Annotated in this window: 18 protein-coding genes; 8 read left to right on the forward strand and 10 right to left on the reverse strand. The window is 66.9% G+C overall.

Annotated features, from left to right (window positions below):
* Positions 1–103 precede the first annotated feature (103 nt).
* Complete coding sequence (locus ACQ5BL_RS11100) at positions 104–1,525, forward strand: NAD(P)/FAD-dependent oxidoreductase (RefSeq protein ID WP_243806383.1); 1,422 nt, start codon at positions 104–106, stop codon at positions 1,523–1,525.
* A 33-nt stretch (positions 1,526–1,558) separates the two neighbouring features.
* Positions 1,559–1,906 carry a cupin domain-containing protein gene (locus tag ACQ5BL_RS11105; RefSeq protein ID WP_207885929.1) on the forward strand — a complete coding sequence of 116 codons (348 nt, stop codon included), beginning with the start codon at positions 1,559–1,561 and terminating at the stop codon, positions 1,904–1,906.
* A gap of 272 nt (positions 1,907–2,178) precedes the next feature.
* Here the strand turns inward: ACQ5BL_RS11105 and ACQ5BL_RS11110 are convergent, their stop codons facing one another.
* The 7 genes from ACQ5BL_RS11110 to ACQ5BL_RS11140 all read right to left on the reverse strand — a co-directional run bounded on the left by ACQ5BL_RS11110 (position 2,179) and on the right by ACQ5BL_RS11140 (position 7,377).
* On the reverse strand, positions 2,179–2,946 hold the full coding sequence (locus ACQ5BL_RS11110) for a crotonase/enoyl-CoA hydratase family protein (RefSeq protein ID WP_243806385.1): 768 nt from the start codon (positions 2,944–2,946) through the stop codon (positions 2,179–2,181).
* A gap of 124 nt (positions 2,947–3,070) precedes the next feature.
* On the reverse strand, positions 3,071–3,982 hold the full coding sequence (locus ACQ5BL_RS11115) for an SDR family oxidoreductase (RefSeq protein WP_207885931.1): 912 nt from the start codon (positions 3,980–3,982) through the stop codon (positions 3,071–3,073).
* Between the two features lie 106 nt (positions 3,983–4,088).
* A complete protein-coding gene (locus ACQ5BL_RS11120) occupies positions 4,089–4,382 on the reverse strand; it encodes a hypothetical protein (protein WP_243806387.1) in 294 nt (97 codons plus the stop codon).
* Between the two features lie 54 nt (positions 4,383–4,436).
* The gene (locus tag ACQ5BL_RS11125; protein WP_243806389.1) at positions 4,437–5,360 is read right to left on the reverse strand and encodes an alpha/beta fold hydrolase; all 924 of its coding nucleotides are present in this window, start codon (positions 5,358–5,360) and stop codon (positions 4,437–4,439) included.
* Entirely contained in the window at positions 5,360–6,142 is a 783-nt protein-coding gene (locus ACQ5BL_RS11130) for a class II aldolase/adducin family protein (protein WP_207885934.1), read from the reverse strand. Before ACQ5BL_RS11130 ends, ACQ5BL_RS11125 begins: the two co-directional genes overlap by 1 nt.
* Before the next feature lie 184 nt (positions 6,143–6,326).
* Positions 6,327–7,013 (reverse strand): LrgB family protein, encoded by a 687-nt coding sequence (locus ACQ5BL_RS11135; protein WP_207885935.1) that lies wholly within the window; start codon positions 7,011–7,013, stop codon positions 6,327–6,329.
* The gene (locus ACQ5BL_RS11140) at positions 7,000–7,377 is read right to left on the reverse strand and encodes a CidA/LrgA family protein (protein WP_243806391.1); all 378 of its coding nucleotides are present in this window, start codon (positions 7,375–7,377) and stop codon (positions 7,000–7,002) included. Before ACQ5BL_RS11140 ends, ACQ5BL_RS11135 begins: the two co-directional genes overlap by 14 nt.
* Positions 7,378–7,489: 112 nt before the next feature.
* On the opposite strand from ACQ5BL_RS11140, the gene ACQ5BL_RS11145 reads away from it, so the two are divergent.
* Positions 7,490–8,386, forward strand: coding sequence for a LysR family transcriptional regulator (locus ACQ5BL_RS11145; RefSeq protein ID WP_243806394.1), 897 nt, complete (start codon positions 7,490–7,492; stop codon positions 8,384–8,386).
* Between the two features lie 79 nt (positions 8,387–8,465).
* On the opposite strand, the gene ACQ5BL_RS11150 is transcribed toward ACQ5BL_RS11145, so the two are convergent.
* Positions 8,466–8,936, reverse strand: a complete 471-nt coding sequence (locus tag ACQ5BL_RS11150) for a cupin domain-containing protein (RefSeq protein WP_243806396.1) — start codon at positions 8,934–8,936, stop codon at positions 8,466–8,468.
* Positions 8,936–9,388, reverse strand: coding sequence for a flavodoxin (locus tag ACQ5BL_RS11155; protein WP_207885939.1), 453 nt, complete (start codon positions 9,386–9,388; stop codon positions 8,936–8,938). Before ACQ5BL_RS11155 ends, ACQ5BL_RS11150 begins: the two co-directional genes overlap by 1 nt.
* A gap of 140 nt (positions 9,389–9,528) precedes the next feature.
* On the opposite strand from ACQ5BL_RS11155, the gene folM reads away from it, so the two are divergent.
* The 5 genes from folM (at position 9,529) to ACQ5BL_RS11180 (ending at position 12,011) form a co-directional block, all read left to right on the forward strand.
* Entirely contained in the window at positions 9,529–10,254 is a 726-nt protein-coding gene (gene folM, locus ACQ5BL_RS11160) for a dihydromonapterin reductase (protein ID WP_243806398.1), read from the forward strand.
* A 32-nt stretch (positions 10,255–10,286) separates the two neighbouring features.
* On the forward strand, positions 10,287–10,847 hold the full coding sequence (gene folE / locus ACQ5BL_RS11165) for a GTP cyclohydrolase I FolE (protein WP_243806400.1): 561 nt from the start codon (positions 10,287–10,289) through the stop codon (positions 10,845–10,847).
* 1 nt (position 10,848) lies between these two features.
* Positions 10,849–11,220: a dihydroneopterin triphosphate 2'-epimerase gene (folX, locus tag ACQ5BL_RS11170; protein ID WP_207885942.1), complete on the forward strand. Its 372-nt coding sequence runs from the start codon at positions 10,849–10,851 to the stop codon at positions 11,218–11,220.
* 127 nt (positions 11,221–11,347) lie between these two features.
* Positions 11,348–11,659 (forward strand): DUF1244 domain-containing protein, encoded by a 312-nt coding sequence (locus ACQ5BL_RS11175; protein WP_243806402.1) that lies wholly within the window; start codon positions 11,348–11,350, stop codon positions 11,657–11,659.
* A 13-nt stretch (positions 11,660–11,672) separates the two neighbouring features.
* The gene (locus ACQ5BL_RS11180; protein ID WP_243806404.1) at positions 11,673–12,011 is read left to right on the forward strand and encodes a HopJ type III effector protein; all 339 of its coding nucleotides are present in this window, start codon (positions 11,673–11,675) and stop codon (positions 12,009–12,011) included.
* Positions 12,012–12,212: 201 nt separating this feature from the next.
* On the opposite strand, the gene trxB is transcribed toward ACQ5BL_RS11180, so the two are convergent.
* Positions 12,213–13,160 (reverse strand): thioredoxin-disulfide reductase, encoded by a 948-nt coding sequence (trxB, locus tag ACQ5BL_RS11185; protein WP_207885952.1) that lies wholly within the window; start codon positions 13,158–13,160, stop codon positions 12,213–12,215.
* Between the last annotated feature and the right edge of the window lie 180 nt (positions 13,161–13,340).

The raw sequence follows: 13,340 nt of genomic DNA on the forward strand, positions 1-13,340 counted from the left end.
CAGCGGGTGCGCGGGCACTCCCCGCGTACCCGCGCAGACGACAGAACCCCGCGCCACCTCTAGGCTTGACGACATTCCCCCCACTTCCCCTCCGGAGTCGTCTATGTCGGCATGGCGTCATATCAGTCTGTGGATGAACCAACTGGACGACGACCTCGTCCCGCGCCCTGCCCTGCAAGGCTCGCTGGATGTCGACGTGGCCATCGCCGGCGCCGGCTACACCGGACTGTGGACCGCCTACTACCTGAAGCAGCGTGCGCCGCAGCTGAAGATCGCCATCGTCGAAGCGGAGACCGCCGGCTTCGGCGCCTCCGGCCGCAACGGCGGCTGGCTGATGGGCAACCTCCTCGGCGAGGATCGCCTGCTGGCCGGCCTGTCGCCGGAACAGCGCCGCGCCTCCTACGACCTGCTGCACGACATCCCCGATGAAGTCGGCCGCGTTCTGCAACGCGAAGGCATCGACTGCGACTACCGCAAGGGCGGCGTGCTCTACACTGCCGCGCGCTACCCGGAACAGGAGCGCCGCCTGCGCGACTACCTCGCGCACCTGCATGCCGAGGGCCTGACCGAGGACGACTACCGCTGGCTGAGCGCCAGCCAGCTCGCCGAGCAACTGCGCATTCCCAGCGCACTGGGCGCCATCCACACCCCGCACTGCGCCACCATCCAACCCGCCAAGCTGGTCCGTGGCCTGGCCCGCGCCGTGGAGCGCCAGGGCGTGCAGATATTCGAGAAGAGCCGCGTGACCCACTGGGCGCCGGGCCTGCTGCGCACCGACCGGGGCGAGCTGAAGGCGCACTGGGTGGTGCCGGCCATCGAAGGCTATGCCGCCGACCTGCCGCCGCTGGGCAATTACCAGCTGCCGGTGCAGAGCCTGCTGGTGGCCACCGAGCCGCTGGCGGAATCGGTCTGGGCCGAGATCGGCCTGGAAAAAGGCCAGGCCTTCAGCGAATTCAGCCGCCAGGTCACCTATGGCCAGCGCACCGCCGACAACCGCCTGGCCTTTGGCGCCCGTGGCGGCTACCGCTTCGGCGGCAAGCTGCGCACCGATTTCAGCCTGACCGACGATGAAGTGGGCCTGCGCCGCTACCTGTTCGGCGAACTCTTCCCGCAACTGAAGGACGTGCGCATCACCAACACCTGGGGTGGCAACCTGGGCATGTCGCGGCGCTTCCACCCGCACATGCTGATCGACCGGCGCAACGGTATCGCCCTCTCCGGCGGCTACGGCGGCGAAGGCGTCGGCGCCACCAACCTGGGCGGCCGCACCCTCGCCGATCTGATCCTCGGCCAGCACAGCGAACTGACCCGCCAGCCCTGGGTGATCGACGACCGCAGCCTGCAGGACGGCCTGCGCGGCTGGGAGCCCGAGCCCTGCCGCTGGCTGGGCTACAACGCGATCATCCGCAGTTTCGTGCACGAAGACGAAGTGCTGGCCAACCCGCACAGCGCCCCGTGGCGCCGCCGCCTGGCGGAGAAAGTCGCCGCGACCATGGAAGGCCTGATGACCTGGAAGGTCGGCTGATCAGCTGTTATGAGCAACCCACTGGAGCCCCGAATGAAACTGACCCACCTGAAGAACACCCTGCACGCCGAACTCGGTGAAGCCAACCCGGTCGCCGTGCCGCTGGGCGAACCGGTGTCGGAGACCCGCGTGGAATCCATCGAACGCACCGATGGCGTGGAAACCGGCATCTGGGAATGCACCCCCGGCCGCTGGCGCCGGCAGATCGTCGAGCAGGAGTTCTGCCACTTCATCTCCGGCCGTGGCACCTTCACCCCGGACGGCGGCGAGACCATCGCCTTCCAGGCCGGCGATGCCTTCCTGCTGCCGCAGAACAGCCTGGGCGTGTGGGACATCCAGGAAACCGTGCGCAAGACCTATGTGATCATCCAGCGGGATTGATCGGCGTACCGTAGGGCGTACAACCGTTCGCGGTTGTACGCCGATACAGCTCGCCGCATCGCGGGCGGAGTCCGCTCCTACGGAAAGACGTGGCTCTCGTAGGAGCGGATCCTATCCGCGAAATCCATCGCGGATGACTCCGCTCCAACAGGGAAATGCCGACATATCGCGCCTACGTAGGAGCGGACTCCGTCCGCGATCAGCGGCGCACGCCAGGTTCGCGAGCAAGCTCGCTCCTACAAAAAAGCGCAGCATTGTTTTCCGCACGCCTCTCAAAACTCCCCGTGCCGCCCTTCCCCATCGGCGAAGCGCTGCGCCCCTTCCACCGTCTCGCCGCTCTGGATCACCGCCAGCCCGCCCTGGAATTCATTGGCCATCGCCACATCGAAGGACAGGGTCCACTGCGTGAAGACGCTCGCCCGGTCGGCCAGCATGCAACGCTGGGGGAACTCGGCGATCTCCCGCGCCAGCTCCTCTGCCGCCTCCAGCGCCTGCCCGCGCGGCACCACGCGGTTGGCCAGGCCCATCGTCAGCGCCTCCTGCGCGCCCACCGGGCGGCCGGTGAGGATCATGTCCAGCGCCCGGCCCTGGCCGATGATGCGCGGCAGGCGCACGGTGCCGCCGTCGATCAGCGGCACGCCGAAGCGCCGGCAGAACACGCCGCAAACGGCGTCCTCGGCCATCACCCGCATATCAGCCAGCAACGCCAGCTCCAGCCCGCCGGCCACGGCGTAACCCTCGATGGCGGCGATCAGCGGCTTGGACAACTGCATCCGGCTGGGACCCATCGGACCGTCGCCTTCATTTTCCAGGCGATTGCGCCGCTCGCCGCCCTCAGCCACCGCCGCCAGATCGGCGCCCGCGCAGAAGGTACCGCCGGCACCGGTGAGCACCGCGACCCGAGCCTCCTCGTCCTGCTCGAAATCGCGCAAGGCATCGGCCAACGCCTGGGCGGTGGGCAGGTCCACGGCATTGCGTACCGCGGGACGGGCGATCACCAGGGTGGTGACCGGGCCGTTCCTCTCGATTATCACGCTCATGGCGAACTCCTTGGGCATCGAGGCAGAAAAGCAAAGGGCCGACTCTGAGCCGGCCCTTCCACCTTACTGCGTCCGCCGCCGCGGAACAGCCCCGCTGGCCGTTCCGCCGGTCAGGCTGGCCGGATCAACCGGCGTATTTCTGCAGGTTCGCCATCATTTCGCGCAGCGCTTCGACGTTGTCCTTCGGATGTGCGGCATTCTCGAAATCGCAGATCTGCGCGAAGTTGGCCGCCACATCCTCGACGCTGAAGCCCTCGCGCGGGTCGAAGCCCACGCCCAGGCTGCGCTCCCAGCGCACCTTGCCGATCCAGCCGCCGCCCACTTCGAACAGGCCGGAAGTCTCCTGGCAGGCTTCGCTGCCCAGGTACACCACCAGCGGGCTGACCAGCTCGGGCTTGAGCTGCTCGAACACCTGCGGCGGGATCAGGCCTTCGGTCATGCGGGTGCCGCCGGTGGGGGCAATGGCGTTGACGAAAATATTGTTCTTGCGGCCCTCGATGGCCAGGTTGCGGGTCAGGCCGTACAGGCCGAGCTTGGCCATGCCGTAGTTGCTCTGGCCGAAGTTGCCGTAGATGCCGGAGGTGGAGGAGGTGAAGATCACCCGGCCATAGCCCTGCTCCCGCATGAACGGCCAGGCGGCGTGGGTCACCTTGTAGGCGCCCTCGACATGGACCTTGTAGACCAGGTCCCAGTCGGCGTCCTCCATCTTGTGGAAGGTCTTGTCGCGCAGGATGCCGGCGTTGTTCACCACCACGTCGATGCGGCCGAATTCCTCCACGGCCTGGCGGACGATCTTCTCGCCGTCGGTCACCGAGTCGTGGTTGGCGATGGCGGTACCGCCGGCTTCGCGGATTTCCGCCACCACGCGGTCGGCGGCCGAAGCGTTGGCGCCTTCACCGTGGGTGCTGCCGCCCAGGTCGTTCACCACCACCTTGGCGCCGTGCTTGGCGAACAGCAGGGCGTGGGCGCGGCCGATACCGCCGCCGGCTCCGGTAACGATCACGACTCTTCCGTCGAAACGCAGGGCATCACTCATGGTCGGACTCCAGGCAGGTCTGTTTTTTCCGGAGTGTCCGGCAGTCACGATTCGGTCACAAGCAAGACGATTGGGGCGAATGTTGCCCAATAAGGCCGGGGGATGATCAGCGGATCGGCAGGTTCAGTTCGTCGCGCGGGCCGAGCTTGAACAGCCACCAGTCGTACTCGCTCCAGAACAGCAGCAGGCCGAAGGCCGGCAACAGCGCCAGGGCGCCCAGGGCGGCGGGCACCCAGTCCTGCATCATCCAGGCGTAATAGCAGCCGGCGGCGCAGACACCCACCAGCAGCAACAGCACGGGCACGGCGACGAAGGCGAAATCCCGGCGCAGGTGCAGCAGCGCCCGGTACAGCAGCGAACCCTGCGGCTGACGGACGGGAATGACGGATCTGAGTGGCATGGCAGCGGCCTCCGGCTGGACAAAGCCGGGGAAGCTACCGCCGCCACATGGAGTTCAGCTATCGGCTCGTTCTGAATCTCTCGACAGATCGGTCTGTACCTGTCGAACCCGTTCCTGTCGGAACGCCAGATAGTGCTGTAGCACCTGCTCCGGCGCTTCCACCTGCGGGTAATGGCCGATGCCTGGGAGCTCGACGGTGTCCGGTTGCGGGATCAATTCCCGGTAGCGCGCCACCATGTGCGCGCCGGAAATCGGGTCCACCGGCCCGTCGATCACCCGCAGCGGCACCCGCGTGCGCTGCATCGCGCCGACCCAGCGTTCGCGGTGCTCGCGGCGGTCGAGGATGTAGTGGATCAGCCGGTGCATCACCCGCGGGCCATCGTTATGGCGGATCAGCTCCCAGAAGGCATCCAGCTCCGCCTCCGAGGGCTGCGTCGCGGGGCCGAACACCCTGGCGAAGTTCTGCGCCAGGCGCCGGCGATCGAACAGCCGGGCGAACAGGCCGCCCAAGGGGCTGAGCAGCAGTTTCTGCGACAGCACCGCGCGGTGGGTTTCCGGAAACAGGCCGCCATTGAGGAACACGCAGGAGGCCAGGGCGAATCCGCCCTCCTCATGCCGCGCCAGCAGTTCCTGGCCGACGCTGTTGCCATAGTCGTGCACCAGCAGGTGCACCGGTTCGTACACGTCCAGCTGCACCAGCAATGCCTGCTGCAGGTCGGCCTGTTCGAGGATGCGGTAGTCGTGGCCACGTGGTTTGGCGGAGTCGCCGAAGCCGAGCATGTCGCAGGCGATCACCCGGTAGCGCTCGGCCAGCGCACGCCACAGGTAGTGCCAGTCCCAGGACGCCGTGGGAAAGCCGTGGATCAGCAGCAATGGCTCGCCGCTGCCGGCGCTCCAGTAGCGAATAGGGTGGCCGCGGAAGGTGAAGGAACTGCCCTGGGCGCGCCAGTCGCGCAGGGCGATGCCGTCCAGCGCCATCAGTCGCGGTAGCCGGGGTTCTGCTGGTCCAGCTTGCGCAGCAGCGCCGGCCAGGCCAGCGCGCCGCCCAGGCCCTGCTTGCTGCGGGTGACGCCGGCGGCCATGGCCATGGCGCCGTCGAGGATCTGCTGCGGGATCATGATCAGTTCGGCGCCGCCGCCCTGGGCCAGCACCTGGATTTCGCAGGCGCGCTGCAGGATGAACATCATCAGGAAGGTGTCGGCGATGCTCGGTCCGCAGGTCATCAGGCCATGGTTGGGCAGGATCATGAAGCCGGCTTCGCCCAGGTCGGCCTGCAGGCGGGCCTTCTCGTCGTGGTTCAGCGCCACGCCCTCGTAGCCGTGGTAGGCGAGGCTCGACAGCACGAACAGCGACTGCTGGGAAATCGGCAGCAGGCCCTGCTTCTGCGCGGATACGGCGATGCCGGCCGCGGTGTGGGTGTGCAGCACGCAGTCGACGTCGTGGCGGACCTCGTGGACGGCGCTATGGATGGTGTAGCCGGCGGGGTTGATCTCGTAGGGGCTATCCATCAGCTTCTTGCCGGCGAGATCGACCTTCACCAGGCTGGACGCGGTGATTTCGTGGAACATCATGCCGAAGGGGTTGATCAGGAAGTCTTCGGTGCCGGGCACCTTGGCGGAAATGTGGGTGAAGATCAGGTCGTCCCAGCCATGCAAGGCGATCAGTCGGTAGCAGGCGGCGAGGTCGACGCGGGTCTGCCATTCGGCGGCGGAGACCTGGTCCTTGACGTTCGCGGTGGGCAGCGGGTGTGCGGCGTGCATGGTCGAACCCTCTTCATTGTTGTTATGCGAGGCAGCAGTCTAGCCAGCACAGCGGGCCGTGGACTGTCACGGAGCTGACAGTCGTCTCCGGCATGGCCTGCCGAATGACGCGCCATAAGCCGGGACGTGGGTAGCCCACGCCCCGGCCCGACAACGAAGAGCAGAAACGCCCGGCCTCATCCGGTCACAGGCAGTACGCCAGGACTGGCGCCAGCAGCAGGTTGAACAGGCCGGTGAGGACCATCAGCAGGCCCGCCGCCGAACCCTCCTCACCGCCGAACTCATAGGCCCGACTGGTGCCCGCGCCGTGGGCGCCGACGCCCAGCAACGCACCGCGGGCCAGGGCCGAACGCAGGTGCAGCAGGCGCATCAGCACACCGCCGACCAGGGCGCCGAACACCCCGGTGATCATCACGAAGGCGGCGGTCAGCGCCGGCACGCCGCCAAGGTCATGGGACATCTCCATGGCGAACGGCGTGGTGATCGAGCGCGGCAGCAGCGACAGGGTCACCTGGCCGTCCAGCGACAGCGCATGGGCCAGCGCCCAGGAACTGCCGATGGCCATGGTCGAGCCGGCGAGCATGCCGGTCAGCAGCGCCGGCCAGTGGCGGGCGAGCAAGGCGCGCTGCTGCCAGATCGGGATGGCGAAAGCCACGGTGGCCGGGCCGAGCAGCGCCACCAGCCAGTTGGTGTCGCGGGCGTAGTCGGCGTAGGTGGCGCGCATCGGGATCGCCAGGGCGAACAGCAGCACCGGGACGAACACGATGGGCGACAACCAGTACTGCTGGTAACGGCGGTACAGCAGGCGACTGAGCAGGTAGCCGCCCAGAGTGGCGGCCAGCCAGAACAGCGGTTGCTTATCGAGATTCATGGCGCGACCTCCAGTGGCACATCCACTCCACCGCCAGCGCGGTGGCCAGCATCACCAGCACGGTGCTGGCGGTGATCACCAGCAGGATCTTCCAGCCCTCGCTGCGCAGCAGCGGGCCGTAGTCCAGCAGGCTCATCAGCGCGGGGATGAAGAACAGCAGCATCTCCGCCAGCAGCACGCCGGCGCCGCCCTGCAGCAGAGTCGGGCGGATCACCCCGCAGGCGAACAGCACCAGCAGCAGCGCCAGCCCGATCACCCCGCCCGGCAGCGGCAGGCCGGTGAGCGTGGCGATCCAGCCGCCGATCCACCAGAAGGCGGCCAGGACGGCGAGTTCGAAAATCAGGCGGGCGGCGCGGCGAAACATGGCGGCGATCTCGACGTGTTTGGGGAAGCAGAAATGCTTCGGGAATGGTGCAAAGCCTACGCCCGCGCCTATCATCCCCAAAGCGAATAGATCGAATCGGAGCCATTCCAGAATGGAATTCAAGCAGCTGCGCACCTTCGCCGAAGTGGTGCGCCAGGGCAGCTTCACCCAGGCCGCCGTGCACCTGAACGCCAGCCAGTCGGCAGTGAGCAAGCAGGTCGCCCAGCTGGAACAGAGCCTGCGCGTGCAACTGCTGGAACGCAGCGGCCCGCACATCCGCCTGACCGCCGCCGGCGAGGTGGTGCTGCGCCGCGCCGAGGACATGCTGCGTCTGCGCCGCGAGCTGCTCACCGAACTGGACGACCTCACTCACCTGCAAAGTGGCGAGCTGCGCCTGGGCCTGCCGCTGCTGGGGGCCGACGCGCTGTTCGCCGGGCGTTTCGCCGAGTACCGGCGGCGCTACCCGAACATCGCCGTGCACCTGATCGAGGGCGGCAGCAAGACCATGGAAGAGCTGGTCTACAGCGGCGAGCTGGAACTGGGCGGCGGTCTCACCCCGGAAGACCCGGCCTTCGACTATCAGCCGTTCTGCAATGAACCGCTGGACGCCCTGCTCCCCGCCGATCACCCATTGGCCACACGGGGGAGCCTGAGCCTGGTGGAGCTGGCCGACACGCCCTTCCTGCTCTACCAGCAGAGCTTCACCCTGAATGACCGGCTGCTGCGTGCCTGCCGCGAGCTGGGTTTCGAGCCGAAGGAAGGTGGCCGCAGCGGCCAGGCGGACTTCCTCGGCGCGCTGGTCGCCGCCGGCCAGGGCGTGGTGTTGTTGCCACGGGTGGTGGCCGAGGAACTGGAGCGTCCGGGGGTGGCGCGGGTGCTGATGAGCCAGCCGGACCTGCGTTGGGACATCAGCTTCATCTGGCGGCGCGACGCCTACCTGTCGAATGCGGCAAAGGCATGGCTGGAACTGATGCGGGAGATGCCGTTGCATCCGGCGAACAAGGCGTGATGCGGTTCGCGAGCAAGCTCGCTCCTACAGGTCCGCGCCGGCATGCTCTTCGTAGGAGCGAGCTTGCTCGCGAACGGACTTACAGCAGCTCGGGAAACTCCCCGACGAGCTGCGGCCACTCAAGCTGCGCCTGCGCGTCATCCGACAACAATTTGAACCCGGCGAACTCGAACGCCGGCGAGACGGTGCACCCCACCAGCACGTAATCCCCCAGGCAGCGGGCGGCCTGCCAGGCGTGGGCGGGCACCGCCCGTTGCGGCAGGCTGCCCTCGCTCACGGGGCCGAGGCGCTCGATGCGTACAGGGGCGTCCGGCTGTTCGGCCACCAGCAGCTCCAACGGCCCGCCCTCGTGGTAATGCCACAGCTCATCGGCATCGACACGGTGCCAGCGGCTGACCGTGCCGCCAGGCAACAGGAAGAAGATCGCCGAAGATTGCTGGCGACCATCAGCGCCCATCAGGGTCGAATCGAACACCCGGCGATAGAAGCCGCCCTCGGGATGCGGGGCGAGGCCGAGGGTGTCGATCAGGTAGCGGGCGCGGGGATGCATCAGGCTTTCAGCGCGGCGATGAACTCGGCGATCCAGGGCTCGGAATCGGTCTCCTGGTCCACCGTTTCGCTGCCGTCCAGGCGCAGCATCGGCACCACTTCGCGCATGCCCAGTTCCACCAGCAGCTCGCGCACCAGCTCGCCGCCACCGCAGTAGGTGTCGCCATAGCTGGAATCGCCCAGGGCGATCACGCCGCCCGGACGGTCGCGCCAGTTCGGCAGGCGGTCGCGCAGGGCGTAGTACAGCGGCTGGAAGGTGTCCGGCAACTCGCCCATGCCGGTGGTCGAAGTCACCACCAGCAGCGCCTCGGGACCGAAGGCCAGCAGGCCGTCGAGGGTCACGCGCGGGTCGTGCCAGGCTTCGAAACCGGCCGCTTCGAGCAGGCGCTTGGCGTGGCGCGCAACCTCTTCGGCGGTGCCGTAGACCGAGCCGGACAGAATGGCGACTTTCATGATCACTCCCACAGGGCAAGACAAGGCCTCCCATTATGCCCCATCCGTGCCCGGCCGCGCCGGGGCTGGTATAGTTTTGCCCTACCCGGCCGCTCGGATATTCCCCGGCGCGGCGTTTCCCCCGACTTCACGAGGCGCGCATGGGCAACACCCCGGCTCCCATCCTGATCACCGGCGCCAGCCAGCGCATCGGCCTGCACTGCGCGAAACGCCTGCTGCAGGACGGCTACCCGGTGATTGCGACCTATCGCCAGGAAAAGCCCGGCGTCGACGAACTGCGCCAGCTGGGCGCCACCTGCCTGCATGCGGAACTGGCCGACGAAGCCGGCATCCTCGCCTTCATCGACGCGCTCAAGTCCCGCACCGACCGCCTGCGCGCGATCGTCCACAACGCCTCGGCCTGGATCACCGAAGAGCCCGGCCATGAGGCCGATGCCTTCGACGAACTGTTCCGCCTGCACATGCTCGCGCCCTACCTGATCAACCTGCGCTGCGCGTCACTGCTCGAACGCGATGCGGCCGAACGCGGCGCCCCGGCGGACATCATCCACCTCTCCGACGACGTCGCCCGCAAGGGCAGCGCCAATCGCATCGCCTACTGCGCCAGCAAGGCCGGCCTGGACAACCTCACCCTGTCCTTCGCCGCCAGCCTCGCACCCCGCATCAAGGTCAACGGCATCGCGCCGGCACTGATCCTGTTCAACGAAGGCGACGACGACGCCTACCGCGCCCGCACCCTGGCGAAATCCGCCATGGCCATCGAGCCCGGCCCGGACGTGATCTACCAGAGCGTGCGCTACCTGCTCGACAGCCCCTACGTGACCGGAACCACCCTGACCGTCAACGGCGGCCGGCACCTCAAATGACCCGCCCGGCGCGGGCGCGAGGAACTCCCACCATGATCGAAGACCTGTCTCACCAGTACCGTGAGATTCTCAAGGGGCTCGGCGAAGACCCCGACCGCGAGGGCCTGCTCGACACGCCCAAGCGTGCGGCCAAGGCCATGCAGTACCTCTGCCACGGCTACCAGCAGACGCTGGAGGAAATCGTCAACGGCGCGCTGTTCGCCTCGGACAATGACGAAATGGTGATCGTCAAGGACATCGAGCTCTACTCCTTGTGCGAACATCACCTGCTGCCCTTCATCGGCAAGGCGCATGTGGCGTACATTCCCACCGGCAAGGTGCTGGGCCTGTCAAAGGTCGCGCGCATCGTCGACATGTTCGCGCGGCGCCTGCAGATCCAGGAAAGCCTGACCCGGCAGATTGCCGAGGCGGTCGCCCAGGTCACCAGTGCCGCGGGCGTCGCGGTGGTGATCGAGGCGCAGCACATGTGCATGATGATGCGCGGGGTGGAGAAACAGAACTCGGTGATGAACACCTCGGTGATGCTCGGCGCCTTCCGCGACTCCAACACCACCCGCCAGGAATTCCTGAAACTGATCGGACGGAGCAAGTGAAATGACGCAGCTGCAGCCAGGCATGGCGCGAATCCGGGTCAAGGATCTGCGCGTGCGCACCTACATCGGCATCAAGGAAGAGGAAATCCTCAACAAGCAGGACGTGCTGATCAACCTCACCATCCTCTACCCGGCCGGTGACGCGGTGCAGGTCAACGACATCGAGCATGCGCTGAACTACCGCACCATCACCAAGGCGATCATCGCCCACGTGGAAGAGAACCGCTTCGCCCTGCTCGAACGCCTGACCCAGGAACTGCTCGACCTGGTGATGAGCAACCCGGCGGTGCACTACGCTGAAGTGGAAGTCGACAAGCCGCACGCCCTGCGTTTTGCCGAATCGGTGTCCATCGCGCTGGCCGCCCAGCGCTGACCGGCCGGTCGCACAAGCTGTACGCCCGTGCCAGTCGGCCAACGGGCGTTGCTGGCCGATCGCCCCGCTCTATAGAATCGCGCCAGCCCCGCCATGCGCCTCTGATGCGCCCAATGAGAGACACGCCATGACCGAGCCCATGAACCTGACCGACGAACAGCGTACCGAACTCGAGGCCGCTGCGTTCCGCACCCTGGTGCAGCACCTGCGCACCCGCAAGGATGTGCAGAACATCGACCTGATGAATCTTGCCGGCTTCTGCCGCAACTGCCTGTCCAAGTGGTACAAGGCCGCGGCCGACGACATGGGACTGGACGTCAGCCCCGACCAGGCCCGCGAAGAGATCTACGGCATGCCTTACGCCGAATGGAAGGCCAAGTATCAGACGGAAGCGTCGCCAGCCCAGCAGACGGCCTTCGATCACGCGAAAAAGCACTAACGAGTTTGCCTTGATGACCCTCAACGATTTTCGCGCGCGCCTGCGCAGCGAGCAGCACCTGTTCACCGATACCCTGGCGTACATCGCCGAGCACTACAGCTACACCCCCAGCGCGTTCAGCAACGGCACCGTGGAAAACCCCGCCGGGCAGAACGAAGGCTCCTGCAAGACCCTGGGCTTCGCCATCCTCGAAGGCCTGAGCCAGGAAGAGTCGCTGCTGGCGTTCGGCGAGCACTACCGCGCCGTGCGTGAGAACCCCGAGGGCACCGACCACGCCAACATCCGCGCCCTGCAGAGCACCGGCCTGGCCGGCGTCAACTTCGAGCGCCAGCCGCTGTCACGTCGCGGCTGAAGCTGCCCCGTGAAATGAAAAAGCCCCGCCGATGCGGGGCTTTTTCATTTCACGCGCCACGGTCTGCACCCGTACGCCGATCACAGCGGTGGATAACGCTGATGCGTTATACGGTCTGCCAAGAACATCCCTCCTCGCCGAGCGGGAAAGAAAAAGGCCCCGCAAGCGGGGCCTCTTCCTGCACGCCGGCACTTCGGGCCGTTACAGGGAATCCAGGTAACGTTCCACGTCCAGCGCGGCCATGCAGCCGGCGCCAGCGGAGGTGATGGCCTGGCGGTAGACATGATCGGCCACGTCACCGGCGGCGAACACACCGGGAATGTTGGTCGCCGTGGCATTGCCCTCGCGGCCGCCATTGACCACCAGGTAGCCGTCCTTCAATTCCAGCTGGCCCTCGAACAGCGAGGTGTTGGGCGTGTGGCCGATGGCGACGAACAGGCCATCCACCTTCAACTCCGAGGTCTCGCCGTCGTTGTGGCGCAGGCGCACGCCGGTGACGCCCATGGCATCGCCCAGCACTTCGTCGACCTGGGCATTCACCCGCAGCTCGATCCTGCCCTCGGCGACGCGGGCACGCAGCTTGTCCTGCAGGATCTTCTCGGCGCGGAAGCTGTCGCGGCGGTGCACCAGAGTGACCTTGCTGGCGATGTTGGCCAGGTACAGCGCCTCTTCCACGGCGGTGTTGCCGCCGCCCACCACCGCCACTTCGCGGTTGCGGTAGAAGAAGCCATCGCAGGTGGCGCAGGCGGACACGCCCTTGCCCATGAATTTCTCTTCCGAGGGCAGGCCGAGGTAGCGCGCACTGGCGCCGGTGGCGATGATCAGCGCATCCGCCGTGTAGGTGCCGCTGTCGCCCTTGAGCACGAAGGGCTTGCCGGCCAGGTCCACACCGTGGATGTGGTCGAAGACGATCTCGGTCTCGAAGCGTTCGGCATGCTCCTGCATGCGCTGCATCAGCGCGGGGCCGGTGAGCCCGTGCGGGTCGCCCGGCCAGTTGTCGACCTCGGTGGTGGTGGTCAGCTGGCCGCCGGCCTGCAGGCCGGTGATCAGCAGCGGCTTGAGGTTGGCGCGGGCGGCATAGACCGCGGCGCTGTAACCGGCCGGACCGGAACCCAGAATGATGACCCGCGCGTGACGATTCCCGGACATTGCAGCCTCCTGATGTTCAGTCGAAGAACGGCGTTCGGTTGAAGAACGCCGGACAAAGAAAAGGGAGCTGCCAAATACCAGGGGGAAGGTTGGGAGGAACGGCAGCTCCTCTGAAAGGTTTCTCGCGCGGGACCGCATGACCTGGAGACCTTCGGCAATGCGGCGTGGCCTGAACCACGG

The sequence above is a fragment of the Pseudomonas sp. B1-22 genome (assembly GCF_050474425.1).
Taxonomy (GTDB): domain Bacteria; phylum Pseudomonadota; class Gammaproteobacteria; order Pseudomonadales; family Pseudomonadaceae; genus Pseudomonas.